This window comes from Vreelandella neptunia (assembly GCF_000712975.1).
Taxonomy (GTDB): Bacteria; Pseudomonadota; Gammaproteobacteria; order Pseudomonadales; family Halomonadaceae; genus Vreelandella; species Vreelandella qaidamensis.
The window spans coordinates 194,023-219,720 of record NZ_JHQL01000002.1 but is presented as its reverse complement, the minus strand read 5'-3'; the positions used below and the strand labels follow the sequence as shown (position 1 = coordinate 219,720).

General features: G+C 53.7%; 25 protein-coding genes. 19 read left to right on the top strand and 6 right to left on the bottom strand.

What is annotated here, in order from left to right; translation table 11 throughout:
• Window position 1 precedes the first annotated feature (1 nt).
• The 4 genes from CR46_RS0105665 to CR46_RS0105650 all read left to right on the top strand — a co-directional run bounded on the left by CR46_RS0105665 (window position 2) and on the right by CR46_RS0105650 (window position 4,236).
• Window positions 2-865, top strand: a complete 864-nt coding sequence (locus CR46_RS0105665; RefSeq protein WP_030070789.1) for an intradiol ring-cleavage dioxygenase — start codon at window positions 2-4, stop codon at window positions 863-865.
• 59 nt (window positions 866-924) lie between these two features.
• Entirely contained in the window at window positions 925-1,515 is a 591-nt protein-coding gene (locus CR46_RS0105660) for a malonic semialdehyde reductase (protein ID WP_030070787.1), read from the top strand.
• 141 nt (window positions 1,516-1,656) lie between these two features.
• A complete protein-coding gene (locus CR46_RS0105655) occupies window positions 1,657-2,394 on the top strand; it encodes a sulfite exporter TauE/SafE family protein (RefSeq protein WP_030070786.1) in 738 nt (245 codons plus the stop codon).
• A gap of 48 nt (window positions 2,395-2,442) precedes the next feature.
• The gene (locus CR46_RS0105650) at window positions 2,443-4,236 is read left to right on the top strand and encodes an ABC transporter substrate-binding protein (protein WP_232222346.1); all 1,794 of its coding nucleotides are present in this window, start codon (window positions 2,443-2,445) and stop codon (window positions 4,234-4,236) included.
• Window positions 4,237-4,970: 734 nt separating this feature from the next.
• Here CR46_RS0105650 and CR46_RS0105645 read toward each other — a convergent pair.
• The gene (locus CR46_RS0105645) at window positions 4,971-5,774 is read right to left on the bottom strand and encodes an SDR family NAD(P)-dependent oxidoreductase (RefSeq protein WP_030070782.1); all 804 of its coding nucleotides are present in this window, start codon (window positions 5,772-5,774) and stop codon (window positions 4,971-4,973) included.
• Window positions 5,775-6,146: 372 nt separating this feature from the next.
• Here CR46_RS0105645 and CR46_RS0105635 point away from each other — a divergent pair, with 372 nt between their 5' ends.
• Window positions 6,147-7,238 (top strand): PDDEXK nuclease domain-containing protein, encoded by a 1,092-nt coding sequence (locus tag CR46_RS0105635; protein WP_051690119.1) that lies wholly within the window; start codon window positions 6,147-6,149, stop codon window positions 7,236-7,238.
• Here the strand turns inward: CR46_RS0105635 and CR46_RS0105630 are convergent.
• Window positions 7,213-8,007 (bottom strand): IclR family transcriptional regulator domain-containing protein, encoded by a 795-nt coding sequence (locus CR46_RS0105630; protein ID WP_030070778.1) that lies wholly within the window; start codon window positions 8,005-8,007, stop codon window positions 7,213-7,215. The two genes, CR46_RS0105635 and CR46_RS0105630, sit on opposite strands and share 26 nt — an antisense overlap.
• 216 nt (window positions 8,008-8,223) lie before the next feature.
• On the opposite strand from CR46_RS0105630, the gene CR46_RS0105625 reads away from it, so the two are divergent.
• The 5 genes from CR46_RS0105625 to CR46_RS0105605 are packed head-to-tail and all read left to right on the top strand — an operon-like array spanning window position 8,224 to window position 12,759.
• Window positions 8,224-9,057, top strand: a complete 834-nt coding sequence (locus tag CR46_RS0105625) for a CoA transferase subunit A (protein ID WP_030070776.1) — start codon at window positions 8,224-8,226, stop codon at window positions 9,055-9,057.
• Window positions 9,057-9,824 (top strand): CoA-transferase subunit beta, encoded by a 768-nt coding sequence (locus CR46_RS0105620; RefSeq protein WP_030070775.1) that lies wholly within the window; start codon window positions 9,057-9,059, stop codon window positions 9,822-9,824. The genes CR46_RS0105625 and CR46_RS0105620 overlap by 1 nt, the downstream gene beginning before the upstream one ends.
• Window positions 9,825-9,834: 10 nt before the next feature.
• On the top strand, window positions 9,835-11,037 hold the full coding sequence (gene pcaF, locus CR46_RS0105615; protein ID WP_030070773.1) for a 3-oxoadipyl-CoA thiolase: 1,203 nt from the start codon (window positions 9,835-9,837) through the stop codon (window positions 11,035-11,037).
• A 10-nt stretch (window positions 11,038-11,047) separates the two neighbouring features.
• Complete coding sequence (locus CR46_RS0105610) at window positions 11,048-11,866, top strand: alpha/beta fold hydrolase (protein ID WP_030070770.1); 819 nt, start codon at window positions 11,048-11,050, stop codon at window positions 11,864-11,866.
• Window positions 11,867-11,925: 59 nt separating this feature from the next.
• On the top strand, window positions 11,926-12,759 hold the full coding sequence (locus tag CR46_RS0105605; protein WP_030070767.1) for a 3-oxoadipate:acetyl-CoA acetyltransferase: 834 nt from the start codon (window positions 11,926-11,928) through the stop codon (window positions 12,757-12,759).
• 97 nt (window positions 12,760-12,856) lie between these two features.
• Here the strand turns inward: CR46_RS0105605 and CR46_RS0105600 are convergent, their stop codons facing one another.
• The 3 genes from CR46_RS0105600 to CR46_RS0105590 are packed head-to-tail and all read right to left on the bottom strand — an operon-like array spanning window position 12,857 to window position 15,864.
• On the bottom strand, window positions 12,857-14,158 hold the full coding sequence (locus tag CR46_RS0105600) for an amidohydrolase (RefSeq protein ID WP_030070765.1): 1,302 nt from the start codon (window positions 14,156-14,158) through the stop codon (window positions 12,857-12,859).
• Window positions 14,159-14,174: 16 nt separating this feature from the next.
• On the bottom strand, window positions 14,175-15,659 hold the full coding sequence (locus tag CR46_RS0105595) for a sodium:solute symporter family protein (protein WP_030070763.1): 1,485 nt from the start codon (window positions 15,657-15,659) through the stop codon (window positions 14,175-14,177).
• Window positions 15,652-15,864 (bottom strand): hypothetical protein, encoded by a 213-nt coding sequence (locus tag CR46_RS0105590; protein ID WP_030070761.1) that lies wholly within the window; start codon window positions 15,862-15,864, stop codon window positions 15,652-15,654. Before CR46_RS0105590 ends, CR46_RS0105595 begins: the two co-directional genes overlap by 8 nt.
• Window positions 15,865-16,062: 198 nt before the next feature.
• Between CR46_RS0105590 and CR46_RS0105585 the strand changes: the two genes are divergently transcribed.
• Complete coding sequence (locus tag CR46_RS0105585; protein ID WP_030070759.1) at window positions 16,063-16,953, top strand: LysR family transcriptional regulator; 891 nt, start codon at window positions 16,063-16,065, stop codon at window positions 16,951-16,953.
• A gap of 107 nt (window positions 16,954-17,060) precedes the next feature.
• Here CR46_RS0105585 and CR46_RS18405 read toward each other — a convergent pair whose 3' ends face one another.
• On the bottom strand, window positions 17,061-17,237 hold the full coding sequence (locus CR46_RS18405; RefSeq protein WP_198023697.1) for a hypothetical protein: 177 nt from the start codon (window positions 17,235-17,237) through the stop codon (window positions 17,061-17,063).
• Between the two features lie 641 nt (window positions 17,238-17,878).
• On the opposite strand from CR46_RS18405, the gene CR46_RS0105575 reads away from it, so the two are divergent.
• From CR46_RS0105575 to CR46_RS0105540, 8 genes are all read left to right on the top strand, one after another.
• Entirely contained in the window at window positions 17,879-18,997 is a 1,119-nt protein-coding gene (locus tag CR46_RS0105575) for a muconate/chloromuconate family cycloisomerase (protein WP_030070757.1), read from the top strand.
• Window positions 18,998-19,099: 102 nt separating this feature from the next.
• Complete coding sequence (gene catC / locus CR46_RS0105570; protein WP_030070755.1) at window positions 19,100-19,390, top strand: muconolactone Delta-isomerase; 291 nt, start codon at window positions 19,100-19,102, stop codon at window positions 19,388-19,390.
• 66 nt (window positions 19,391-19,456) lie between these two features.
• Window positions 19,457-20,431: a catechol 1,2-dioxygenase gene (catA, locus tag CR46_RS0105565; protein WP_030070753.1), complete on the top strand. Its 975-nt coding sequence runs from the start codon at window positions 19,457-19,459 to the stop codon at window positions 20,429-20,431.
• A 74-nt stretch (window positions 20,432-20,505) separates the two neighbouring features.
• On the top strand, window positions 20,506-21,873 hold the full coding sequence (locus tag CR46_RS0105560) for a Rieske 2Fe-2S domain-containing protein (RefSeq protein ID WP_030070751.1): 1,368 nt from the start codon (window positions 20,506-20,508) through the stop codon (window positions 21,871-21,873).
• 44 nt (window positions 21,874-21,917) lie between these two features.
• Window positions 21,918-22,406 (top strand): benzoate 1,2-dioxygenase small subunit, encoded by a 489-nt coding sequence (gene benB / locus CR46_RS0105555; protein ID WP_030070748.1) that lies wholly within the window; start codon window positions 21,918-21,920, stop codon window positions 22,404-22,406.
• A gap of 24 nt (window positions 22,407-22,430) precedes the next feature.
• The gene (gene benC, locus CR46_RS0105550; RefSeq protein ID WP_030070746.1) at window positions 22,431-23,456 is read left to right on the top strand and encodes a benzoate 1,2-dioxygenase electron transfer component BenC; all 1,026 of its coding nucleotides are present in this window, start codon (window positions 22,431-22,433) and stop codon (window positions 23,454-23,456) included.
• Window positions 23,453-24,253, top strand: a complete 801-nt coding sequence (benD, locus tag CR46_RS0105545; protein WP_030070744.1) for a benzoate diol dehydrogenase BenD — start codon at window positions 23,453-23,455, stop codon at window positions 24,251-24,253. The genes benC and benD overlap by 4 nt, the downstream gene beginning before the upstream one ends.
• Before the next feature lie 57 nt (window positions 24,254-24,310).
• Window positions 24,311-25,555: a benzoate/H(+) symporter BenE family transporter gene (locus tag CR46_RS0105540; RefSeq protein ID WP_030070742.1), complete on the top strand. Its 1,245-nt coding sequence runs from the start codon at window positions 24,311-24,313 to the stop codon at window positions 25,553-25,555.
• Window positions 25,556-25,698 lie beyond the last annotated feature (143 nt).

Sequence of the window (25,698 nt, the reverse complement as noted above, 5' to 3'; positions counted from 1 at the left end):
GATGCGTAACCTGACCACCGACAATATTACCCAGGCAGTGATTGATGAATTTTCAAGCTGTGAGGACGAACGGCTTAAAACCTTGCTCAATGGTTTGGTAAAACATCTGCATGCGTATTTGCGCGAGGTGCAGCCCACTGAACAAGAGTGGACCCAGGCGATTGAGTTTCTGACCCGTACCGGGCAGATATGCGATGACGAGCGCCAGGAGTTCATCCTGCTGTCCGACACCCTCGGCGTGACCATGCTGGTGGATGCCATTAACCACCCAAGCAGTGACCCCAAGATCACCGAAAGCACCGTGCTGGGGCCTTTTTACGTCGCTGATCCTCCCCAGGCGAACCAGGGCGACGCCATCAACTGGGGCGTTGAAGGTGAGCCGTTATTTGTTGAGGGCCATGTTCACGATGATCAGGGCAAGCCGTTGGCGAATGTCACCATTGATGTCTGGCAGTCAGACAGTGAAGGCTTTTATGACGTCCAGAAGCCTGAGCTTGAAAGCGCCTCGTTACGCGCGCGCTTTCACACCGACGACCAGGGGCGTTATGCCTTCTGGACGGTTACGCCATCGCCTTACCCGATTCCGACCGACGGGCCGGTAGGCAAGATGCTCGAAATCACCGGACGCCATCCGTATCGCCCTGCCCACGTGCATTTCATGCTGATGGCGCCAGGGTACGAAACTCTGGTGACTCAGATTTTTGCTGAAGACGATCCTTATCTCGATTCGGATGCGGTCTTTGGTGTGAAAGATTCACTGGTCAAAGAGTTTGCGCAGCAGCCAGCGGGACAGGCACCCGATGGCCGGCAGATGGAAACCCCTTACCGCTACTTCCATTACGACTTCGGCTTAAAGACGGCCTGAGCGTCTCACCCTGAACGCCCGGCTCGTACTGAGCTGGTTAAACCGAAAGAGGAAATGACATGACAACGATTGATCAAAAAGCTATCGCCACGCTATTTACTGAAGCACGTACGCATAACGTTTGGCAGGACCGTGAGGTAAGTGAAGACACCCTGCGCGAACTGTATAACTTGATGCACTTTGGCCCTACGTCGATGAACTGTCAGCCGTCGCGGATTATTTTCCTGACTACTGACGAAGCTAAAGAACGCTTGAAGCCAGCGCTGCTGCCAGGTAACCAGGAGAAGACCATGAAAGCCCCAGTGGTGGCTGTGATTGGTTTTGATACCGAGTTTTATGAGCATTTGCCGCGCATGTTTGCCCACAACAAAGATGCTAAATCACTGTTCGAAGGCAAACCGGACTTCATTCACTCCACCGCCTTCCGCAACAGCTCGATTCAGGGCGGCTATCTGATCATGGCTGCTCGCGCACTCGGTCTGGATGCTGGCCCGATGTCCGGCTTCAACAACGCTGCCGTCGATGAAGAGTTCTTCCCTGATGGCAAGGTGAAAAGCAACTTCCTGTGCAACCTGGGCTATGGCGATCCAGAAGCGCTGTTCCCGCGTGGCGACCGCTTCGCCTTTGAGGAAGTCTGCCAGATTCTGTGAATCGGGATTCATTCCGATTAACGTGTGACAGAATCAAGTATCCGAAAAGGGGCCGTGACGATCATGGCCTCTTTTTTTATCCGCAGACTTTTTATCTACAGGCTTTTTTCTACAGACTGCGGCGCATAAAAGAGGCGTGTCATGACAATTGATTGGTTATTTGTTCTGCTGATGGTCGTCGCTGTGCTGCTGACCGGTATTTCCAAATCAGGTTTTGCCGGTGGCGTGGGCGTTGTGGCCGTGCCGTTGATCTCGCTCAAGGCAAGCCCAACATTTGCCGTGGCGGTGATGCTGCCGCTGCTGATCGTGATGGATATCTTTAGCCTAAAAGCGTGGTGGCGCCAGCGGGTTGATCGTTTATTGTGGCTGATGTTTCCACCTGCGATATTAGGTGTTGGAGTAGGTTATTTCACCTATGGCTGGTTTGATGAAGCACTGCTGAAACTACTGTTGGGTATTTTCTCGGTACTGTTTGGCTTGTGGGGGCTGTTTAAACCGTTACGTGGCAAGTTGATGCCTCGCTGGGTGGGGCGGCTGTGCGGCGGGATAGCAGGCTTCACCAGCTTTATTGCCCATGCGGGCGGCCCGCCGCTGAATTTTTACCTGTTGCAGTGCCAGCTGACCAAGCAGCAGTTTCTGGGCACTGCCGTGGTGTTTCTAGCGATTACCAACCTGGTCAAGCTGGTGCCTTACACACTGCTGGGCCTAGTGAATATTGATAATCTGACCATCGCTTTGTTGTTGATGCCGGTGGCGTGGTTAGGCGTGCGGTTGGGGCTGGTGATTCAGAAACGCATTGATGGCGAGCTGTTTTTCCGGGTCATTCTTTGCCTGCTGATTCTGTTAGGGATTCGACTTATCATGGATGGCATACATTAAATAATGCAAAACAGGCCTTTGTCGGCACAATAATTAAGTGAGGCCGTGATGAGAAATACGCCGATGGCTGGTCAAGCCGGGTTAGATGACGTCAATCCTGAAGGGCCTTACGACAAACTATCGCAAATGCCGGTATCGAAAATATCCAATACTGAGCTGGCCCGCTTTATTGATTTTATTGAAAAGCTGGAAGATGAAACCGAAAGCACCTTGACCATGTCGCCGGGCTATCGCGAAATGCGCATGCTGCTACATCTGATGCGTAATCACCTGGCAGGCAGGCTGACGACGCCCACCTCGCTGGCGGATGCTTCTGGGCTGTCGTATGGAACGGCCAAACGAGGCATCGAAAGTATTCGTCAGCGTGGGCTGATTATCTCACGGCCCAGAACCAAAACCGGCAAAACCGTTTCTCTGCACCCATCGCCTGAAATGATTGAAGAGTGGGAGCGCTATGCCGAGCGTATCAAGGGAATCCTCGGGCCGCTGTTCGGGATAGACCCTGCCTCTGAGTCAGCCAGCAAGATATTTTTAGGGGCGTCAGCGTCACAGCCGGTGATATCAACGCCAGCGGTACTTTCTGCGCGACTTGAATTGAAGGGCGGTCTGCGGGTGCTAGCCCATGCCGACCCCACATTCATGGCGATGCACAACCTGAAGCGCCAGCTGGAATCGATCTTTGGCCTAGAAATTCGCAACAAGGCGCGTTCGATCGATAACCTGCTGGAAGATATCCACGATAATGCGCGCCTGACAAAATCACGCTATGACATTGTCGCCTGCGATTTACCCTGGTTTGGTGATCTGGCGGCCAGTGGTATCCTGATGCCACTGGATTCCTTGATTCAGCGCGATGGCCATGACTTGTCTGACTTCCACCCTATGGCGATCCAGAGCTCAGGCTATGCGGGCAGCCAGTATGGGATACCGGTGCAGACTACGCCTGAACTGCTCTGCTACCGCCAGGATATTTTCGCTGCCGCCCAGTTAGCGCCACCCACCACCACGGAAGCGCTGGTCAAGGTGGCCAGGCAACTGCACGACCCTGCCAAGGGGCGCTATGGCATTGCCTGGAATGCGGCCAGAGGTACACCGCTGGGGCATACCTTCAGCTTTCTGATGGCCAAGTTCGGCCAGCCGATTATTGATCTGCCGAGATGCCTGGGGGGCTATGATTTTCAGCACGCCAAAGGCCAGCAGCTGCGGCCCATGTTTCAGTCGGATGCCGCTTACCGTGCCTGTGAGTACATGCTGGATCTGTTGAAATACTCCCCGCCGAATATCCTGACTATGTCCTGGTATGAGCGTGCGCAGTCCTACGCCTCGGGGGGAGCCAGCATGGCCTACTGCTACACCTTATTGGCACCGCTGATTGAGTTTGATAAAACGTCACCGGCTCATGGTAATACCGGCTATCTGTCGCATCCGGTGGGCAATCATGGGCGGGCCATCACACCGATTGGTGGCTATGCGCTGGTGATTCCTGCCAACCTGGCGCCGGAGCGAGTTGAAGCAGTCTGGACGGCGCTAAAGCATCTGACATCGCCTAATATGTCCAAGCTTTACATCATGAACGGTAGCCTGGTGACACCGCGCTTCAGCGTCAGCCAGGACCCGGAAGTCGCGGCGCTCTCACCGCTGATTGAGATTGTCGATGACATGGCAAAGAAGGATATTTTACAGGCCTGGCCGCGCCCACCCGTGCCGGGTATTACCGAGCTGATCAGCATTGCAGGTAATGAGATCTTCGAAGTGCTGGATGGCCGCCGCTCAATCAAGAAGGCGCTTTCCATAGCTCAGGAACGCGCCGATAAGGTGATGCGCGAAAAGGGGCATTACTAAGGCCGGCCACGGACACTCACGGATGACACGGACAAAAACCAGCATGGATTCCCGCTAAGGGCATGCGGGAATGACGGTTTGGCGGACCATTCCCGAATCAACCACTCCTCGTCATTCCCGAGCGGGGTTATCGGGAATCCACCTTGATCTTTCCCGCTGAAGTCTCAATACTAGGTCAACATGGATTCCCGCTAAAAGCATGCGGGAATGACGGTTTGGCGGACCATTCCCGAATCAACCACTCCTCGTCATTCCCGAGCGGGGTTATCGGGAATCCACCTTGATCTTTCCCGCTGAAGTCTGAGTACTAGGTCAACATGGATTCCCGCTAAGGGCATGCGGGAATGACAGTTTGGCGGGGCCGTCCCCGTCACTCCGCCGTGAGCCACCACTGCGTCATTCCCGAAGGAGTCCCTCGTCATTCCCGAGTGGGGTTATCGGGAATCCACCTTGACCTTTCCCGCTGAAGTCTCAGTACTAAAATCAACATGGATTCCCGCTAAGGGCATGCGGGAATGACGGTTTGGCGGGGCCATTCCCGTCATTCCCTAGTGAGCCACTACCTCGTCATTCCCGAATCAACCACCGGCCCTCGTCATTCCCGAGTGGGGTTATCGGGAATCCACCTTGACCTTTCCCGCTGAAATCTGAGTACTAAAACCAACATGGATTCCTGCTAAGGGCATGCGGGAATGACGGTTTGGCGGGGCCATTCCCTCATTCCCGAATGATAGTTACTGCATGATCATGCCGCCATCAATCATCAGTAGCTGGCCGGTCATGTAATCAGATTCAGCGCTGGCTAGGAAAGAGGCGGTGCCGACCACGTCTTCCGGGTAGGAGTAGCGCTTCATTAGAATCATCTTCTCAGCAAGCTCGTCCATCGACTGACCCTGTTTTTCAAACTTACCGATGCTGACCAAGTCTTTATCAAGCTGTTCCCACAGTTCGGTGCGCACCACACCAGGGCCATAGCCGTTAACGGTAATATTGTGGTCGACCAGCGCCTTGGCGCCGCCGTTAATCATTGCCAGTACCGCATGTTTGCTGCATGAGTAGGGCACCACGTCGTCAAACGCCTGACGAGACAGAATCGAGCCTACGTTAATAATTTTATAGGGGCCGTTTTCCTTGCCCTGATCAATCATCTGCTTGGCCGCTTCCTGCATACCGAGCAGACAGCCCAGCGCATTAACATCCATGATTTGGTGCCAGTTTTCTTCGGTAATATCCAGGAACATTAATGGCTTGTTGATACCCGCATTATTGACCATCACGTTCAGGCTACCAAAGGCGTCAACGGTGGCTTTAACTGCGGCTTGAACATCGGCCCGATCAGTAACGTTAAGTTTGACCGCAATGGCTTCACCGCCGTTAGCCTTGATACGTGCAGCCACTTCCTCGCACCCTTCAAGATTGATATCCGCCACACATACCTTTGCACCTTGGGCAGCATAGTGTTCGGCAACGGCAGCGCCCATGCCGCGAGCTGCGCCAGTAATCAGGCAGTGTTTACCTTTGAGTCGAGTGTTGTCCATGAGGTCACCTTAGAAATCTTGTTGTGTTGTGGGTATCTCCACGCCACCACGCTAAATAGTCGGTGTTGTTGGGCGTAGTGAGTCTGCGTTAACAAGGGCACCCGTCGTTTACTCGGCAGTGCAAATGACAGATTTTGTTTCCTTGTGTGGGCATATTCTCGGCAGGTCTCACGGGCAATGACAGGTTGCCCCAGCGCTAATATGACCAGATTGGATTTTTTTCATTGCTGGCTTGGACAGGCAACCACTGGGTGATAGGTAAGAACTACCCACTAAGCCAGGGCTCGGTTAGGCTTACGTTGCAGAAGGAGATTGAAAGCGAGATTGCAAAACTGAATGAGCAGGTGGGTGGCTACATAAAGGAGCTTGGTTATGGTGCCTGAAAAAGACAAGGAATCGCAGGCGGATCTCAGCCCCCGGCTGGTGTCTGAGATCCGCGAGCTGGTTGCCACTGCCCGCCAGCAGGTGGTGCAGGCGGTCAACAGCACCATGGTGCAGACCTACTGGCAGATAGGCCGCCTGATTGTGGAAGACGAGCAGCAAGGCGACTCCCGCGCTGCCTATGGCAAACAGCAGCTTCAGCGACTCTCCGGCGAACTGACCCGTGAGTTTGGCAAGGGCTTTGATGTTAGAAACCTGCGCAATATGCGTGCGTTTTATCTGGCGTTTCCAAATCGGAACGCACTGCGTACCGATTTGAGCTGGACGCATTATCGTATTCTGCTGCGGATTGATAACCTTCAGGCCAGAGAGTGGTACATGGCAGAAGCGGCAAGCCAGCATTGGAGCAGTCGAGCATTGGAGCGCCAGATCAGTACGCTGTATTACGAGCGGCTGCTGAGCAGTCAGGATCGTACAGCGGTCGAGCAGGAGGCCGAGACGCTTACGCGCCCGTTAGCCCAACAGGACGCCCGACACTACCTGCGTGACCCTTATATTCTGGACTTTCTCGACCTGCCTGCCGAGCGCTATCTGGAAGCGGATCTTGAACGCGGTCTGATTGATAACCTACAAGCTTTTTTGCTCGAACTAGGCAAAGGCTTTGCCTTTGTCGCCCGCCAGCAGCGCCTCACCACTGAAGACCAGGACTTTTATATCGACCTGGTGTTCTATAACTTCAAACTCAAATGCTTTCTTCTGGTGGATCTCAAGCTAGGCAAGCTTACCCATCAGGATGTGGGGCAGATGGATAGCTATATCCGCATCTACGATCAGCATTACAAAGAGCAAGACGACAATCCCACCATTGGTCTTATCTTGTGCAGCCAGAAAAGCGAAGCGGTGGTGAAATACTCGGTACTAACCGACAGCGCACAGATGTTTGCCGCTAAATACCATCCTTATCTACCGACGGAAGAAGAACTGCGCCGTGAACTGGAGCGTGAGCGGGATCTGGTACAGCAGCAGATTGCACAGGCGAAGGCCTCTGGAATGGAGCTCACACACTCACCGACTGGCGGATGAGCTGTGCTTTTTCCATCAATAGCGGTCGATACGTTTCCAGCAGTGTCGACAACTCCACACGGGCTGCATTGGTACTGATGTTAATCGCGCCAATCAGCTTTTCGTGGGTATCAAATACCGGTACTGCTATTGAGCGCAGGCCGGAATCCAGTTCCTGATCGGTGATCGCGTAGCCCTGTTCTCGTGCTTGTTGTATCGCTGCTTTCAGTGCTGCGGGATCGGTAATGGTTTTGTCGGTATGGCGCGTTAAGGTGAGCTGGCTCAGGTAGTTATCCAACTCACTATCCGACAACTGGGCAAGTAGCACTCTGCCCATGGAGGTATAAGCCGCCGGTAGGCGAGTGCCTACTGAAAGGGTGATTGCCATTAAACGGTGTGGGGCGGCTGAGCGGGCCAAGTAGATAACGTCGTCACCGTCGAGTACCCCCAGCGATGAGGATTCGCCGCACTGGCGGGTAATCTCCTCCAGATACTGCTGTATGACCCCCCGGTAATTATTAGACGCTAAATACGAGTACCCCAGCTGCAGTACCTTAGGGGTTAGCTCGAAGTAGCGCTGCTGCTTACGCACATAGCCAAGGGCGTGGAGCGTCAGTAAAAACCGCCGAGCTTTGGCTCGATTCATCCCTGTGCGCTCGGCGACTTCGCTGAGCGTCATTCGCGTGTGCGTCTCATCAAACGCCATCACGACCTCCAGCCCGCTGGCCAGCGCCGCAACAAAATCACGATCCGTTGGTTTTAAAACATCTTCTGGTAAGGCATTGCTCATCAGGGTCTCTGCTGCGTCGATGGGGAAATGAGGCGTGAAAATAACACTTTGTTCGAATGGCGAACAATAAGTGACAACGCTCGTTAATAAAACCCAGCGACAAATCGGAGTTGACTTGTGGGCGCTTGAGGATTAATTTGTTCGCAAAGAGAATATATGTTCGTTATGCGAATAAAGGCCTTTAAAAAGGCAATTATCAACGAAGAGGCACCTATCATGGCCGAGTTTCTCAGCTTGCATGACGCGGTAGCACGCTACGTCGACGACGGCGCTACCGTTGCCATGGAAGGCTTTACCCACCTGATTCCGTTTGCCGCGGGTCACGAAGTTATTCGCCAGAAAAAGCGCGACCTAACGCTGATCCGCATGACCCCCGATATCATTTATGACCAGTTGATCGGCGCGGGCTGCGCTAAGAAAGTGATTTTTTCCTGGGGTGGTAACCCAGGGGTTGGCTCACTTCACCGCCTGCGTGATGCGGTTGAGAAAGGCTGGCCGCAAAAAATTGAAATTTTAGAGCACAGCCATGCGGCGATGGCCTGCGCGTTTGAAGCCGGGGCCGCTGGCCTGCCCCTGGCTGTGCTGCGTGGCTATGTGGGTAGCGAGCTGCCGAGCGTGAACGATCAAATCAAATTTATTGAGTGCCCGTTTACCGGCGAACGCCTAGCGGCAGTGCCCTCGGTGCGGCCAGATGTGTCGATCATTCACGCCCAGCGGGCAGATCGTCAGGGTAATGTGCTGGTGGAAGGTATTGTGGGCGTACAGAAAGAGGCGGTGCTGGCTGCTAAGCACAGCGTTGTCACCGTGGAAGAGATTGTCGATGACCTGAACGCCCACCCCAATGCCTGCGTGATTCCTGGCTGGGCGATTAGTGCCGTTGCCGTGGCAGAAAAGGGCGCGCTGCCTTCGTATACCCATGGCTACTACGGTCGCAGTAACCGCTTCTATAAAGAGTGGGATGCCATTGCGCGTGACCGCGATACGTTCACCCAGTGGCTCGACGACAACGTATACCGCGTTGACAACAACCCTGCGGGAGGCCAAGCCTGATGAGTTACACCTCTTCTGAAATGATGACCGTGACGGCAGCCCGTGCGTTGGAAAATGGCATGACCTGCTTTGTGGGTATTGGACTACCTTCTGAAGCCGCTAACCTGGCGCGCTTAACGCATGCGCCTGAGGTAGTGCTGATTTATGAGTCTGGCACCCTGCAAACCAAGCCTGACATTCTGCCGCTCTCGATTGGTGACGGCGAGCTGTGTGAGTCAGCGCTAACCACGGTGGCCGTGCCGGAAATGTTCCGCTATTGGCTGCAGGGTGGGAAAGTCAATGTGGGCTTTTTAGGCACCGCGCAAATTGATCGTTTTGCCAACCTCAACACTACGCTGATTGGCGATTACAAAGCGCCCAAGGTTCGCCTGCCAGGCGGTGGCGGTGCGCCTGAAATTGCCACTAATGCCGGTGAAGTCTTTATTACTCTCAAGCACTCCAAGCGTGCTTTTGTGAAAGATGTCGACTTCGTCACCACACTCGGGTTTGGCCGTGACGGCAAGGGGCGCGACAACGTTCCTAATATTGGTAAAGGCCCCACACGGGTCATTACCGACCTGTGCGTGATGAAGCCCGACCCAGATACCAAAGAGCTGGTGGTGGTGTCGCTGCATCCTGGCGTCACTCGTGAACAAGTGATCGATGCGACCGGCTGGGATATTCGCTTTGCTGAACAGCTGGAAAGCACGCCGGAACCGAACGCCAACGAGCTTGACATATTGCGCGAACTGAAAGCACGCACCGAGCGGGCCCACGCGGGCGAATAAGGAGCTTTGTATGAGTGATGTCTATTTATGCCACCCGCGCCGCACCGCCATTGGCCGCTTCGGTGGCACCTTGGCCAGCATGCGGCCCGATGATGTGGCCGCGACGATCTTTAAAGCGGTGTTGGCACAAGCGCCGGATCTCGATCCTGCTGCCATTGATGAAGTATTTATGGGCTGTGCCAATCAGGCGGGGGAGGATAATCGCAACGTGGCACGCATGTCGTCGCTGCTGGCGGGCATCCCGACCTCCGTACCTGGCACGACCATAAACCGCCTGTGTGGCTCAGGCATGGATGCCGTTGGTACGGCGTTTCGCGCCATTAAAGCGGGCGAAATGGAGCTGGCCTTGGCCGGTGGCGTCGAGTCTATGTCTCGGGCTCCTTACGTGATGGGCAAGGCCGACAGCGCTTTCGCGCGCGGCCAAAAAATTGAAGACACCACCATTGGCTGGCGCTTTATAAACCCGCTAATGAAAAAATCCTACGGCGTTGATTCAATGCCAGAAACGGCGGAAAACGTCGCCGAGCAATTCAGTATCTCGCGGAAAGACCAGGATATTTTCGCGCTGCGTTCCCAGCAGAAAGCGGCGAGTGCCCAGCAAGCGGGCCGTTTCGCCCAAGAGATCACCGCCATTGACATTCCCCGCCGCAAGCAGGCACCGCTGATCTTCGATCAGGATGAGCACCTGCGCGAAACTACCTTGGCAAAATTGGCGGCTTTACCGACGCCCTTTCGTGATGGCGGCAGCGTGACCGCAGGCAATGCCTCCGGCGTTAACGACGGCGCATCGGCGATGCTGGTGGCAAGCCAAGCGGCGGTAAAACAGCACGGCCTGACGCCGATGGCAAAAATTATCGGTATGGCCACAGCAGGGGTTGAACCGCGGATTATGGGTTACGGCCCAGTGCCCGCCGTACAGAAGTTGCTCAAGCGTACGGGAATCACGATAGACGAGATCGATGTGTTCGAGTTTAACGAGGCGTTTGCCGCTCAGGCACTTGCTTGCATGCGCGATCTTGGGCTTAACGACGATGACCCGCGGGTGAATCCAAACGGCGGTGCCATTGCATTGGGCCACCCTTTGGGAATGTCGGGCGCTCGGCTACTAATGACCGCCGCCCACGAGCTTCAAAATACAGGTAAACGCTATGCGCTGTGCACCATGTGTGTGGGTGTTGGGCAAGGTATTGCCACGTTGATTGAGCGCGTTTAACGGAGGCCGTATGGCATTTCAAATGATGAATGATCGCAGCGTCGCCTATCGGCTGCTTGGCGATGAAATGAAGCCACTGGTGGTATTGGCACATCCGTTAGGCATGAGCCAAGCCGTGTGGGACGACATTATCCCCGCACTGCTGCCGCGCTACCGTGTTTTAACCTGGGATTTACCCGGCCATGGGGCCAGCCAGGCGGTCAGCGGTAAGCAACTTTCGCCCGCTGATCTCGCCGCTGAGGCGCTGGCGTTGGTGGCATTGGCAGGCGCTGAGCAGTTCCACTTTGTTGGCACGTCTATTGGTGGCGTGGTGGGTCAACAGCTAATCGCTGAACACAGCGATCGTTTGTTGACCATCACGCTGACCAATACTGGCGCAGTGATTGGCAACACAGATTTGTGGAACACCCGCGCGGATAGGGTTCGTCATGAGGGCCTGGCGGCGATGGCTCAAGAAATTGTGCCGCGTTGGTTTGCCCCCGCGGCGTTTGAGGCAAGCCCGGCGCTGAAAGCAGGATGGTGCGTACAAATGGGCCGTGGCGACGATGAGTCCTACGCACAGCTGTGTGAAATGCTGGGCCGCGATACCTTCTGCGGAAAGCTGACCGGCAAAAAAACCGGCAAGAGCGTGAAGGTGCAGTTACTTGGCGGCAGCGAAGATATGGCCACGCCGCCATCAACGCTGGAAGCACTATCGGCCGAACTCGATGGTGCAGCGCTAACCCTTCTTGAGGGCGTCGGTCACGTGCCCTCAGTCGAGGCACCGGCGCTGCTGGCGGAAAAGCTGCTGGCACTGTTTGCTACGCCCGATCACGCTGTTTCTCACTAACCTTTCCGGTTTAACGAGCGGCGTCAGCGCTCAGCTACCGATTCAGCAAGGAGGGGCTCATGTCTAACCCCTGTATTATCTGCGTCGCCATCACCGGCAGCTTACCTCGTAAAGAGGATAACCCGGCAGTGCCGATCACCGTTGCAGAGCAGATTGAAAGCACTCAGGCAGCCTTCGAGGCTGGCGCAAGCATTGCCCACTGCCATGTGCGTAACGATGATCAAACACCCTCCTCAGACCCTGAGAAATTTGGCCGCCTGATGGAAGGGCTTAAACAGCATTGCCCTGGCATGATTATTCAGCTTTCCACTGGTGGGCGCTCTGGCGCAGGAGAAGCCCGTGGTGGCATGCTGCCATTGGCACCGGATATGGCCAGTCTCTCAGTGGGGTCGAATAACTTCCCTACACGTGTCTATGAAAACCCACCACAGCTGGTGCAGTGGCTCGCTGACGAGATGCGCACCTACGCAGTTAAGCCGGAAATCGAGGCGTTCGATTTATCCCATATTCATCAGGCGGTGGCACTTGCAGAGCAAGGCAGCATTACGTCTCCGCTCTATGTTCAGTTTGTAATGGGGGTTAAAAACTCCATGCCAGCGGACAAGCCTACGTTTGATTTTTATATTGAAACGCTCAAACGCTTAGCACCGGATGCCCAGTGGTGTGGGGCAGGTATCGGCGCTAATCAATACGTCGTTAATGAGTGGGCGATTGCTGCCGGTGGGCACACTCGCACAGGCCTTGAAGACAATGTGCGTCTTGATCGCGATACGCTAGCCCCCTCTAATGCAGCGTTGGTCGAACGGACTGTCGCGTTGTGTGAAAAGTATCAGCGCCCAGTGGCCACTTGGCAGCAGGCGCGCGATATTCTTGGATTGAAACAATCGTATTAAAAAATCGTCTTAGCTGCTTGTCTCAAGCGTCCATCGCGGTAGTGGCATTGCCACTACCGCGACGACGTTTAGGAAAATAGCTCTAGGACAACTAGCTCTAGGACAAATAAGCCAGCGCGCCGGTTGTCATCGCTTCAATGCCGGTGCGTAGCGTTACGTCATTGCCAGGAAAGTAGTAGGGGGAGTGTGGCATCTCAAGATGGCGCATTTTCTGTGAGACATTTTCGCCTGGCGTGTTGGCCCAGCGCTCCGCAGGCGTGGCACCGATAAACCAATACACATAGGGAATGTCATCGCCGCTAAAGCCGCCTGCTTGTGCGTTGCCGAACAGCGGGAAATCTTCACTGCCATTAAGGCGTGGCATAGCGTAAAGATTAGCAACACCAAAATGCTCAGCGTGGGCGTGGCGCACATGCTCAACGGCCATCGGGTCGTTGTGCAGAGCGATGGTCTCGTTGAGCACTTGGAAGGTTGGCGGTTTAGGCGTGCGGCCTGCCTCACACTCAGCGCGGATAATACGCTCAATAGACGCCACTACCTGACGGTGCAGTGCGTTATCAAAGCTTCTAATATTGATCTCAAGCTCAGCAATGTGCGGGATGATATTGGCCTGAGTGCCTGCATGGAGCTTACCAACGGTGACCACCACGGTTTCTTCCGGTGGCACTTCTCGGGAGACAATACTCTGTAGGCGAGTAACGACATGGGCTGCAATCACCACAGGGTCTACCGTTTGGGCGGGCATGGAACCATGTCCGCCTGCGCCGTGAATAGTAACCGCTAAGTTGGTACACGCCGCCATGGCGCTACCAGAGATATGGCCAACGGTGCCCGCAAGGGCGGGCATATTGTGCTGGCCTAGAATGATATCTGGCCGGGGGAAGCGCGTATAAAGCCCATCTTCAAGCATCGCTTTAGCGCCGCCAAAAATTTCCTCGGCAGGCTGGCAAATCAGCATCAACGTACCTGACCAGTGCTCCTTCAGACCTGCCATTACAGCGGCTGTGCCGACAATGCAGCTGCTGTGTAGATCGTGTCCGCAGGCATGCATTAGCGGCACTTCTGCGCCATTTTCCGTAACGGCGGTGACCTGGCTGGCAAACGCCAGCCCGGTTTCTTCTTTGATTGGAAGCGCGTCCATATCACCGCGCAGCATGACCGTTGGGCCTTCGCCATTCCTGAGCAGTGCCACCACGCCAGTACCGCCAACATTACGAGTCACGTGATAGCCAAGGCTTTCCAAAGATTGCGCGAGTTGCGCACTGGTGTTGTGCTCCTGGAAAGGCAGTTCTGGGTGTTGGTGCAGCTGTCGATAAAGCGTTTTAACATCCTCTATGGTTGCTGCTAGCTGGGTATGGATAGCGCTTTTGAACGTAAAACAGTCAAGCTGAATGGTCATGCTGTTCTCCAGGCACTTAATGGGCATTAGTTGAGGTTGTTGAAGCACTAGGCTGGGCGGCAATTACCGGTGGTACGGCTGGTTTAATGAGCCACTGGCATACCCCAACAACGGCGATATTAAGCAACATTGCCCAAACGCCCGCGTGCCAATTGAGGGGGGAGCTCCAAACAAAATCCATCAGCAGGTAAGCAATACTGCCCACTAGCGCGCCTGCCATGACACTGTTGCGACGTAGCTGTGGTAAAAACAGCGCGCCAAGCACCATAGGGAAAAGCTGCACGATAAGGCCATAGGCACCCAACAAGAGCAGTACTAACGATGAAGGGTTGGCAAGTGCGCATAGGTAAGCAATGAGCGATAGACCAAGAACGCTCCAACGAGTAGCGCTGACCATCGCTTTTTCGCTAGCCCCTTTCATGACGGTCGGGCCGACTACATCACGCACTAACACTACTGCGGCGGTATGCGCTAAGTTGGAACCGGTCGACATGGCTGCAGCCAGCGCGCCAGAAAGCATTAGGCCGATCACCCAAGGTGAGAAGTTGGCTACATCCATCACCATACGCAGCAGTACCGTATCTGAACGCTCTAAAGGTGAGTCGGCGAAGGCCAGAATGCCTGCAAAGCCGATAAATAGCAGAGGTACCAGCAGATAGGCGTAAAGCGGGTAGAAAACGCTGACCTTGCGCAGCGTTCTGCCACTATCAGCAGAGTAGAACTTCATAAACAGGTGTGGCCACATGGCACCGCCAAACGCGCTGACCAATACAGCGGTGCTGAAGTAGCCCCAGTTCATGCCGGTAGCGCCTGGCATCGTCAGATATTCAGGCATGGTCAGCTGGATTTGGCTGAACATTTCGCCTACGCCGCCGTAAATGCGTTCAGAGATGCTAAGCCCCAAGAACCAGGCAATCGCGATCATCATGATGCCCTGGATCAGGTTGGTCCAACCAATACCATTTAGCCCGCTGCAAAAAACATAGGTAGCGACGACCACAAAGGCGAGGAGTGCGCCTAGCCAGAATGGGATCAGCCCGTCGGTTGCTGCCTGAAACAGCAGTCCGGCACCGGCAATCTGAATCGTCAGGTAGGGCACCAAGGCCAATACACCAATCACCCCGGCCAGCAAGCCAAGCGATTTGCTTTTGTAGTGATCGGCAATCATATCGCCCTGGGTGAGATAGCCGCGCTCGCGGCCTAGTTTGGCCACACGTGGCCCCATGGCCCAAATGGTGATGGGCACTAGCGACAGGTAGGCAAGAATATAGAAGCCGGGAGCACCATGCTTGTAAGCCCAGCCCGGTGCGCCAAGAAACGCAAAGGCAGAAAAAATTTCCGCTCCCAAAATAAAGAACAGTATGACCACGCCTACATGACGGCCACCGGCCACATAACCTTCCAAACTAGAGTTTTGTTGGCCTCGGGCACGTAGCCCAACCCAAAGTACCAGGGCAAGATAGGTGAGGGTAATGCCAACCACAATTAGTGAATCATTCATGGCGGCTACCCCCGTGGCGAATCACGAAGGCAATCCACATGCCGATAAACAGCACCAGCATCCATAAAATGTACCAGAAGAACAGAAAGGGCAGGCCGAGCACGGTAGGTTCGATACGGTTGGCGATTAATGCGCCAGGCCAAATCATTGCTAGGGTGCACAGAGTAAAGTGCAGTCCAATAAGAAGGTGGTAGGTTTTGTTCATGGGATATCCTGCTCGTCATACGAGTCTTGTTATGGATTGTCCGTTCACTATGAAATAAGAATACCAATACCAGAAATATAGATTTTAGATACTGGCTATATCATATTGATATGGCTTTTAAGAAGCTATTGGGAAAAGGTTAAGACACGCGGGTCTTGCCTAATTATTCAAAGGGTTAACTGAGGTCTTAGTGCGCCGATGGAGTTTCGTCAGCTGGAGTACTTTATCGCGGTAGTAGAAACGGGTTCGATATCGGCGGCTAGTCGACGTGTGCATATCGCCCAACCGGCGTTAACTCGGCAGATGCGCCTGCTAGAAGAGAGTGTTGGCACACAACTGTTAGATCGCCATGCCCGTGGTATTCACTTAACCGTAGCGGGGAAGGCGCTGTATAGCGAAGCCACGCGGTTACTTGATGAGCGCTCAGATATTAAAGCGCGGCTCTTGGCCCTGGGGAGTGGGCAAACCGGCAAGCTGAGTCTTGGGGTGACCGTTACGCACCTATGGCTGCCGGAAGTTGCCAAGTTAATGGGCGGCTATCGGGAACGTTACCCAAAGGTAGCGCTAGATGTCTTTCCGCTGCTTTCTGGGCCGCAGCTAGATAGGCTGCAGCAGGGCAGCCTCGACGTCGGTATTCTTTATCTTGATGATGACATGCCGTCGGGTATTGATGCGCAGCTGTTGCAGCACGATCATTTGGTTCTGGCGGTGCCCGCCTCATCATCATGGGCAGAGTCGCCGCCCGTAAGCTTAGCCGCGCTTTGTGACGCTGAGTTTGTATGGGGATACCGCAGCATTTCACCGGTTTATTTCGACCGTGTGGTCGCACACTTTGCACGCTTAAACTTTGAGCCTCTCGTAGTGCAATATGGGGCTGATAACCTGACTATTCTTAGTATGGTGGCCGCTGGGCTAGGGTTAGCGATTGTGCCCGCTGCCAGTCGTTGCCACCCGATGTCGGGTATCGTTTTTATTGAGTTAGAGGAACTATCATCCTGTGACATGCCGCTATGGCTTGCATGGCGTTCGGGAGAAGAGCCTCCCGTACTCAAGAATTTTATCGATTTAGCAACAACGCTGTTTATATAAACATTTCTTATATAAAAATTGCCTATATAAACGTTGCCTATATAAACAATTGGCGGGCCTTTTGGCCCGCCAACTGTTTGCGTTCAGTGAATAATGAACCCCTCTACTTACTTCGAATTCCTAATCGGTAATTCAGAGGCAGTGAACGTCGTGGCATCTGTTTGATGCTGTGCTGACGAGTCAGGGTAAGCGATTTGATTGTCTTCACCAGAGCCGCGTTCGGCAAGTGCTGCACCAGAGAATAGAATTAGGGCGGCGGCTGCTACTGTATTGATTAACTTCATAACTTTTAACCTCACGTTAAATAAAACGTCTCTAAATTTGCGATGACTATTCATCGCTGTTGGACGACGAGAGAGATTGTAAGCAGGCTAACATAATAATAAAATTGATTAAAAGTACATAGACCATTCTACTATTTAGAACGGTTGAGAGGAGAGAGTAGCAAGGGAAAGAAGGTGAACTAGAGAAATGGAGAAGCGGAGAAGTAGAAAATGGGTAACTCCCAACGTTTTCGAAGACTGCCCACCATTATGCTTTTGTCGCAAAACAACCGGCTGACAGCAGACAACAGAAGAGACAGGTTCCAGCGTACTGATGACAGCAGCCGGCGTGACTGGCGTTAGTCATAGGATTGTCAGAGGCCAAACACCGACAACGGTGCAGTGCAACGCTGCGCCGTTTTTTATTTTGGCAGGGTTAGCTCGGCGGCACGGTGATAACTCATTGAAAAACGTCTATCTCTGTGGCGCTTTATCACACGCATAGGGCGAGACAGACAGCGTTGAGCAGCACAAAAAGGCGCATTTAGCCGTCTGGTAGCAATACCTTCTCGGTATGGCAAGGCACTCAAACAATATTGGTTTTAACAACTGGCGGCCACCAAACTGCCCCTAGTTAAACAACGCCAGACGCTGGAGCTGCCATGTCAACTGTCATCGAACATATTGAGACGCTGCTAGTCGATTTGCCGACGATTCGTCCGCATAAGCTCTCAATGACCACTATGGCCTGCCAAACCATGGTGATTGTGCGCATGCGCCACTCCGATGGTATCGAAGGAATTGGTGAAGGCACCACCATTGGTGGCCTGGCCTACGGCCCGGAAAGCCCTGAAAGCATTAAGCGCAATATCGATATCTATTTGGCGCCGCTTCTTGTCGGCCAGTCATCTAGCAATATCCACCAGCTGCGCTCCCGCCTGAACCGCCATGCACGCGGCAACATGATTGCTAAGTCAGCGTTGGAAACGGCACTCCTGGATGCACAAGGCAAACGTTTGGGCTTAAGCGTTGCTGAATTGCTTGGCGGCGCTCGGCAGGAACATTTGCCTGTGCTGTGGACATTAGCCAGCGGCGATACCGCCAAGGATATCGATGAAGCGCAGCTGCGTTTAGAGCAGCGACGTCACTGCGATTTTAAATTAAAAATTGGTGCTAATTCACTCGACCAAGACGTAGGTCACGTCGCAGCTATTAAACAAGCATTAGGTGATCGCGCCAGTGTACGCGTTGACGTAAACCAAGCGTGGGACGAATCCACCGCAGTGCGTGGCATTCAAGCGCTACAGGATGCCGGTATCGAGTTAATTGAGCAGCCCATACCTGCCCGTGAACATGCAGGGCTTATTCGCCTAGCGAACCGTTTTAACGTGCCGATGCTGGCAGATGAAGCCGTGCAGGATGCCCGCGACGGACTCGATCTTGTGAGCGGCGGGTTCAGCGGTGCCTTCGCGTTAAAAATTGCCAAGTCTGGTGGAATCCATGGTGTGTTGGAACTGGCGCATGTGGCGCAAGCCGCGGGCGTTGGCTTATACGGCGGCACCTTGCTGGAGGGCACCATTGGAACGGCCGCTTCACTACATGCCTGGGCAACGCTACCAGAAATGACTTGGGGCACTGAAATGTTCGGACCGCTGCTGCTGAAAGACGACATTGTCGTTAAGTCACTTAACTACACCGAGTTTGGGGTGACGTTGCCCCAAGGGCCAGGGTTGGGCATCACCTTGGATGAAGAGAAATTGGCTTACTACTCACGTCAGTAACCCGATTAAAGCCACGCAACTATCCGTCGCAACTACATGCCGCATAAGTAAAAATTTGCCAGTCGATGTTGGCATCTGCGCGCGGCTGAAGAGGAGAAATTTATGCTGTTCCAGGTAGAGATGACCGTCAAGCTGCCGACCGATATGCCAGCAGAGCAGGCAGCGGATATTAAGGCCACTGAAAAGGCGTATGCCCAAAACCTACAGCGCCAAGGCAAATGGCGCCACCTGTGGCGGGTAGCGGGTAGCTACTCAAATATCAGTATTTTTGATGTTGAAGACAACGCCGAGCTGCAAGAACTGATCAGCAATTTGCCGCTGTTTCCTTATATGGAAATTAGCGTCAAGCCGCTGTGTCGTCACCCCTCTTCAGTACGTGAAGACGACCGCTGATTACCCAAGTAATACGCCAGTTCTTATTAATAAAACAATAGCCTATAACAAACTGAGGATGTCACCATGACCGTGAAGATTTTTGACACACCAGACGTACAGAACTTTTTAAAGACCATTGCTGGTTTCGACCAAACGGGTGGCAATGATCGCGCCAAACAGATTGTTCATCGCTTGGTGTCCGATCTGTTCAAGCTGATTGACGATTTTAACGTCACTGAAGAAGAGTACTGGGCTGCTGTTAATCTGCTTAACGCTTTGGGCAACCAAACACAGTTCGGTTTGCTATCGCCTGGGCTAGGATTTGACCACTTCCTTGATATGCGCCAAGACGCCATCGACGCTGAAGCCAAGCGAACTGGAGGTACACCGCGCACTATCGAAGGGCCGCTTTACGTGGCTGGCGCCCCAGAAGAAGAAGGCTTTGCGCGCATGGACGACGGCCAGGATAACGACGGCGAGACCATGTGGTTAACCGGCCAGGTACGTGATGTGGACGGGCAGCCAGTCAAGGGGGCTAAGGTCGAAATCTGGCACGCCAATTCCAAAGGCGGCTACTCCTTCTTTGATGAGGCGCAGAGCGAGTACAACCTGCGCCGTACCATCTATACCGATGCGCAAGGCCGCTACACTGCGCGCAGCATTATCCCTTCTGGTTATGGCGTTCCTGAAGGTGCCCCAACGGATGTCGTGTTGAAGTCACTCGGTCGTCATGGCGAGCGCCCTGCCCATATCCATTACTTTGTCTCTGCACCGGGCCATCAGCACCTGACAACCCAGATTAATCTCGCTGGTGACCCCTACACCTTTGATGATTTCGCTTTTGCCACGCGTGAAGAGCTAGTCGTTCCAGCGAACAAGATCGACGATAAAAACACCATCGCCCAGCGCGAGCTAGACGGCCCGTTCTCAGAAGTTGTGTTCGATATTGAGCTCAACAAGACTGACGCCGCTGAGCTGCAAACACGCCACGCCCGCCCACGCGCTAAAGAAAACGAGGCTGATCAAGCCAGCCAGTTGGCCGGTACTGCCAAGGTATAACCCCCCATCCTGATGAACGCGGGCCAGCCCCTAGGCCCGCTGCGATAAGACCGATAACTACCAGGAGAGAGATCATGACCACGAAGCTTGATCAGCTCGAAGCCCGCGTGCGCGGTGCCGTACAAGACGAACCAGAGAACGGTGTTTTTCGCTGCCATCGCAGTATGTTTACTGACCCTGAGTTCTTTGAACTCGAGCTAAAGCATATCTTTGAAGGCAACTGGCTGTTTTTGGCCCACGAAAGCCAAATCGCTGAGCCGGGCGACTACATGACCGTCACTATGGGCCGCCAGCCGGTGATTATCACCCGTGACAAACAGGGCGAGCTACATGGACTGATTAATGCCTGTGCTCACCGTGGCGCGACGCTGTGTCGCCGCAAGCGCGGCAACAAAGGCACCTTTACCTGCCCGTTCCACGGCTGGACGTTTAAGAACGACGGCAAGTTACTGAAAGCCAAAAACGAGAAGGTCGGTGCCTACCCCGACTCTTTTAAAGAAGATGGCTCCCATGACCTGAAACGCCTGCCTCGCTTTGAAAACTACAAAGGCTTCCTGTTCGGCAGTTTGAGTGCGGATGTTCAGCCTCTTGAGCAACATCTGGGCGAAACCACCAAGATTATCGATAATATCGTTGATCAAGCACCGGAAGGCTTGGAAATTCTGCGTGGCACATCCTCTTACACCTATTCAGGAAACTGGAAACTCCAGGCTGAAAACGGTGCCGATGGCTACCACGTAAGCTCAGTGCACTGGAACTATGCCTCCACCATGGAGCGTCGTAACTACGATGCAGGCGGCACCAAAGCGGTGGACGCTGATGGCTGGTCGAAGAGTAAAGGCGGTTTCTACTCTTACGAAAATGGCCACATGATGCTGTGGACACGTCTGCTTAACCCTGAAGTGCGCCCGGTCTATCAGCAAAAAGAGTGGATTCAGGAGCAGCTGGGCGACGCCCGTGCAGATTCCATCGTTAACCAAACGCGTAACCTGTGTCTCTACCCTAACGTCTACCTGATGGATCAGTTCTCCACGCAAATTCGCGTGTTGCGCCCCATCGACGTTAACAAAACCGAAGTCACCATCTACTGCTTCGCTCCTAAAGGCGAGTCGGCTGAAAACCGCGCCGTGCGTATCCGCCAGTATGAAGACTTCTTTAACGTCTCTGGTATGGGCACCCCAGATGATCTTGAAGAGTTCCGCGCTTGCCAAGAAGGCTACAACGGTGCGTTAGCGGAATGGAATGACCTCTCTCGCGGCGCGAAACAGTGGGTTGAAGGGGCTGACGAAAATGCCCAGGCAATCGATATGAAACCACTGCTGAGTGGCGCTTCCCCCGAAGATGAAGGCCTCTACGTGTTGCACCACAAACACTGGGTCGACGAAATGTTGCGCGCAATTGATAAAGAGCGCAGTCAGTTCATTGCCACCGCATCCGCCTAAGTGTTTAGACACCTAGGCGCCGAGTGACCAGGGGAGAAACCACTATGAGCATTACCTATCACGACCTTCAAGCCTTCCTGTACCGCGAAGCCCGTTTACTGGACGACCGCGAATGGGACGAATGGTTGGCCTGCTACCACAAAGACGCTGAGTTTTGGATGCCCGCTTGGGATGACGACGACCAGTTGACCCGTGACCCGCACAGTGAAATTTCACTGATCTACTACGCCAATCGTGAAGGGCTGGAAGACCGGGTTTATCGGATTAAGACCGAGCGCAGCGGTGCAAGCACACCTGAGCCACGCACCACCCACCAAATTAGCAACCTCGAAATACTTTCCCAAGAGGGCGATAAGGTGGAGCTGCGCTTTAACTGGCACACGCTTAGCCACCGCTACAAAGTCACCGACAGCTTTTTCGGGGCAGCGTTTTACACCCTGGATGTGTCGGGTGAAACACCGCTCATCACAAGAAAAGTCGTACAGCTGAACAACGACTATATCCAGCAGGTCATCGACGTTTACCACATTTGACCTGATGTGGGAGGAGATTCAACCATGAGCTATACCATTGCCCTCAACTTTGAAGACGGCGTGACCCGTTTTATCGGTTGTAAAGAAGGGGAAACCGTTCTTGATGCTGCGTATCGGCAAAAAGTTAACCTGCCGATGGACTGCTCTGACGGGGTATGTGGCACCTGCAAGGGATATTGCGAACAGGGCCAATTTGACATGGGTGACGAGTACCTAGAAGAGGCACTTTCGGACGAGGAGGTGGCTGAAGGACAGGTGCTAACATGCCAAATGGTGCCCTCATCAGACTGCGTTATCCAAGTGCCGGTGGCCTCGACACTGTGTAAAACCCAGGTAGGCAGCGTTGAGGGCACGGTCGCAGCAGTCGAGTCGCTCTCTGAAGATAGCATTGAGCTTGTCGTTGATCTGGATAACGCCGACGGTCTGACCTTCCTACCCGGACAATATATCCATATTGATGTGCCAGGCACTGAGGTGCATCGCTCTTACTCGTTTAGCTCACTGCCTGGCGATAAACGAGCCACTTTCCTTATCCGTAATATCCCTAACGGGGTGATGAGCGGTTACTTAACCGAACGGGCAAAGGTGGGTGATCGGCTTAAGCTGACCGGCCCGCTGGGTAGTTTCTACCTGCGCGAGGTGACCCGGCCGGTGCTGATGTTGGCAGGCGGTACTGGGTTAGCACCGTTCTTATCGATGCTGGCGCAGTTGGTACAAAAAGAGTGCGACGCACCGATCCATATGGTCTACGGCGTCAATAAAGATGATCACCTAGTGAAAACCGATGCGTTAGATGCCTTTAAGGAAGCGCTAGCGAACTTTAGCTACTCAACGGTCGTCGTTGACGACGCCAGCGAGCATCCGCGGAAGGGATATGTCACCCATCACATGGATGCGGGCGTTCTGCACGATGGTGATATTGATGTCTACCTTTGCGGCCCGCCCCCCATGGTGGATGCGGTACTTAACCATTTTGATACCGAAGGTATTACGCCGCAGAGCTTCCACTACGAGAAGTTCACCCCGAATCAAGTGGGAGAGCGCGCATGAGTAGCCAATGTCTTAACCGTTTACGCTTTCAAGATCGCGTCATGGTGATCACTGGCGCAGCCCAAGGGATCGGGCGGCGTCTTGCTGAGCGCGCTGCGGCGGAAGGCGCGCGTTTGGTTCTGGTAGACCGGGCTGACCTCATTCACGAAGTTGTCGACCAGCTAAGCGGGCAGGGGCGTCAGGTCGTTGGTGTGCAAACGGACCTAGAGACATGGGCTGGTGCTGAGCAAACAATGCAGGTGGCATATAAGCAGTTTGGGCGCATCGATATTTTAATCAATAACGTGGGCGGTGCGATTAATTTTAAACCGTTCACTGAATTTACGGACGAGCAAATAGCCGCCGAGATCAATCGCTCGTTAATGCCTACGCTATGGTGCTGTCGGGCGGCGCTTCCCATGATGGTGGCACAGGGTAGCGGCGTGATTGTTAACGTCTCCTCCGCTGCCACCCGTGGTATTCACCGCATTCCTTATTCGGCGGCGAAAGGTGGGGTTAACGCAATGACCGCTTCGCTGGCATTTGAGTACGCCGAGCATGGTATTCGCGTCGTTGCGACAGCCCCTGGCGGCACTGAAGCGCCACCACGGCGTATTTCACGGGGCACACCAGAGCTGACCAGCGAGACAGAAAAAGCTTGGTTTCAAGCGCACATTGATCAAACCAAGCAGAGTTGCCTAATGGGTCGTTATGGCACGTTGGATGAAATGGTCGCCCCCATTTTATTCCTTGCGTCTGACGATGCTAGCTACATCACTGGCAGCGTATTACCCGTTGCAGGTGGTGATCTCGGATAACCCATCTATCGCTATAGTCACTTCAACGCTAATCATAACAATACCCTGGAGTACACCGTGAAACATATAGAGAAAGGCGTTAGCCTCAGGCACGCGCCCCGTGATTTCCTGCGCGACCTAAATGTTGATAATGCCAGTACCGGTTTGGTCGCCGGTATTTTAGGCCTTAGCGTTGGCGTCGTTCATATCAGTGCGGGCACTGCTGCTGGACTAGACTCTTCGTTTATTATGATCTGGGTGATCAGTTACCTGATGATCAACGGGCTATTTGGTTTGGTGATGCCCGCTTATTATCGGCTGCCCATTCCAATGGCTAACTCTATTCCAGGGGCGCTAATGTTCGCCGCCGTTATTCCCGTGGTGGGGTTAGAAGCGGCGTTAGGAGCCAGCCTAATTGCGGGGGCGATTGCGCTGGTGGCGGGCCTAACGGGTGTGATGGGGATTGTGATGCGCTTAATCCCTATGCCAATCGTGATGGGTATGGTGGCAGGTATGCTACTGAGCTTTGGACTCAATATGGTACGCCCGCTGGAGAGCGCGATAGTGCCAGCCTCGATTATGATTCTGGCATTTTTCATTTCCGCACGGCTATTTCGTAAAATTCCCCCTCTGATCGTGGCTATGCTCGCAGGTATTCTTTACCTGATAGCGACAGGCGTTGACCTATCCGGTATCGAAGCGACGATCCGTTTTCCGGAGTTTATTGTTCCCCACTTCACCCTAAGTGCTTTTCTCACTTATGGCCTGCCGTTGGCGATTATTCTAGTCGGTATGGAAACCCCTGCGGGCGTGGGCTTGGTGAAAGGAATGGGCTACAAAGAGGTGCCTGCCAACGGCATTACTGCCGTGGGTGGCTTTGGCACCATGGTATCGGCGTTTTTTAACCTGCACAGTACCTGCATTGCCGCACCAATGACTGGAATCTGCTCGTCCCCCGAGGCAGGTACCCATGATAAGCGCTGGGTCGCGGCAGTGGTGGCGGCGGCTATCTTTGTGGTAGCAGCGCCCTTTTACGGCTATGTCGTCAGCCTGCTGGAAGCGACACCGCGCTATTTTATCGCGATTATTGCTGGGCTTGCGCTGATGCGCGTCATTACCTCCTCAATGTCGATTGCCTTTGCTGGTAAAAAGCATGAAATAGGCGCGCTGTTCGCCTTTCTGATTGCGGCTTCTGGCCTGCAAATTCTGGGCATTGGTGCCACGTTCTGGGCGCTGGTGTTAGGTGTCATTGTTTCAGCGATTTTTGAAACAAAAGACTTTGAATTTATCTTCGCTCGCAACGTGTTGGAAAAGACAGGCTAAAACTCGGTCACTTCTTATTTGTTATTCTTTTTTAGCCCTTTTACTCGATATTCTCCTTGTCCCGTTATTGCTTTCGCAAAGCGGGATTTTTTTACACATTGGGTTTGCAGGGCGAGATTCAATCTATCTCATTTATTTAATGA

Excerpts from the sequence above, each read along its gene's own strand:
- CR46_RS0105665 (WP_030070789.1), top strand. The coding sequence starts at position 2 with ATGCGTAACCTGACCACCGACAATATTACCCAGGCAGTGATTGATGAA.
- CR46_RS0105660 (WP_030070787.1), top strand. The coding sequence starts at position 925 with ATGACAACGATTGATCAAAAAGCTATCGCCACGCTATTTACTGAAGCA.
- CR46_RS0105655 (WP_030070786.1), top strand. The coding sequence starts at position 1,657 with ATGACAATTGATTGGTTATTTGTTCTGCTGATGGTCGTCGCTGTGCTG.
- CR46_RS0105650 (WP_232222346.1), top strand. The coding sequence starts at position 2,443 with ATGAGAAATACGCCGATGGCTGGTCAAGCCGGGTTAGATGACGTCAAT.
- CR46_RS0105645 (WP_030070782.1), bottom strand. The coding sequence starts at position 5,774 with ATGGACAACACTCGACTCAAAGGTAAACACTGCCTGATTACTGGCGCA.
- CR46_RS0105635 (WP_051690119.1), top strand. The coding sequence starts at position 6,147 with ATGGTGCCTGAAAAAGACAAGGAATCGCAGGCGGATCTCAGCCCCCGG.
- CR46_RS0105630 (WP_030070778.1), bottom strand. The coding sequence starts at position 8,007 with ATGAGCAATGCCTTACCAGAAGATGTTTTAAAACCAACGGATCGTGAT.
- CR46_RS0105625 (WP_030070776.1), top strand. The coding sequence starts at position 8,224 with ATGGCCGAGTTTCTCAGCTTGCATGACGCGGTAGCACGCTACGTCGAC.
- CR46_RS0105620 (WP_030070775.1), top strand. The coding sequence starts at position 9,057 with ATGAGTTACACCTCTTCTGAAATGATGACCGTGACGGCAGCCCGTGCG.
- pcaF (WP_030070773.1), top strand. The coding sequence starts at position 9,835 with ATGAGTGATGTCTATTTATGCCACCCGCGCCGCACCGCCATTGGCCGC.
- CR46_RS0105610 (WP_030070770.1), top strand. The coding sequence starts at position 11,048 with ATGGCATTTCAAATGATGAATGATCGCAGCGTCGCCTATCGGCTGCTT.
- CR46_RS0105605 (WP_030070767.1), top strand. The coding sequence starts at position 11,926 with ATGTCTAACCCCTGTATTATCTGCGTCGCCATCACCGGCAGCTTACCT.
- CR46_RS0105600 (WP_030070765.1), bottom strand. The coding sequence starts at position 14,158 with ATGACCATTCAGCTTGACTGTTTTACGTTCAAAAGCGCTATCCATACC.
- CR46_RS0105595 (WP_030070763.1), bottom strand. The coding sequence starts at position 15,659 with ATGAATGATTCACTAATTGTGGTTGGCATTACCCTCACCTATCTTGCC.
- CR46_RS0105590 (WP_030070761.1), bottom strand. The coding sequence starts at position 15,864 with ATGAACAAAACCTACCACCTTCTTATTGGACTGCACTTTACTCTGTGC.
- CR46_RS0105585 (WP_030070759.1), top strand. The coding sequence starts at position 16,063 with ATGGAGTTTCGTCAGCTGGAGTACTTTATCGCGGTAGTAGAAACGGGT.
- CR46_RS18405 (WP_198023697.1), bottom strand. The coding sequence starts at position 17,237 with ATGAAGTTAATCAATACAGTAGCAGCCGCCGCCCTAATTCTATTCTCT.
- CR46_RS0105575 (WP_030070757.1), top strand. The coding sequence starts at position 17,879 with ATGTCAACTGTCATCGAACATATTGAGACGCTGCTAGTCGATTTGCCG.
- catC (WP_030070755.1), top strand. The coding sequence starts at position 19,100 with ATGCTGTTCCAGGTAGAGATGACCGTCAAGCTGCCGACCGATATGCCA.
- catA (WP_030070753.1), top strand. The coding sequence starts at position 19,457 with ATGACCGTGAAGATTTTTGACACACCAGACGTACAGAACTTTTTAAAG.
- CR46_RS0105560 (WP_030070751.1), top strand. The coding sequence starts at position 20,506 with ATGACCACGAAGCTTGATCAGCTCGAAGCCCGCGTGCGCGGTGCCGTA.
- benB (WP_030070748.1), top strand. The coding sequence starts at position 21,918 with ATGAGCATTACCTATCACGACCTTCAAGCCTTCCTGTACCGCGAAGCC.
- benC (WP_030070746.1), top strand. The coding sequence starts at position 22,431 with ATGAGCTATACCATTGCCCTCAACTTTGAAGACGGCGTGACCCGTTTT.
- benD (WP_030070744.1), top strand. The coding sequence starts at position 23,453 with ATGAGTAGCCAATGTCTTAACCGTTTACGCTTTCAAGATCGCGTCATG.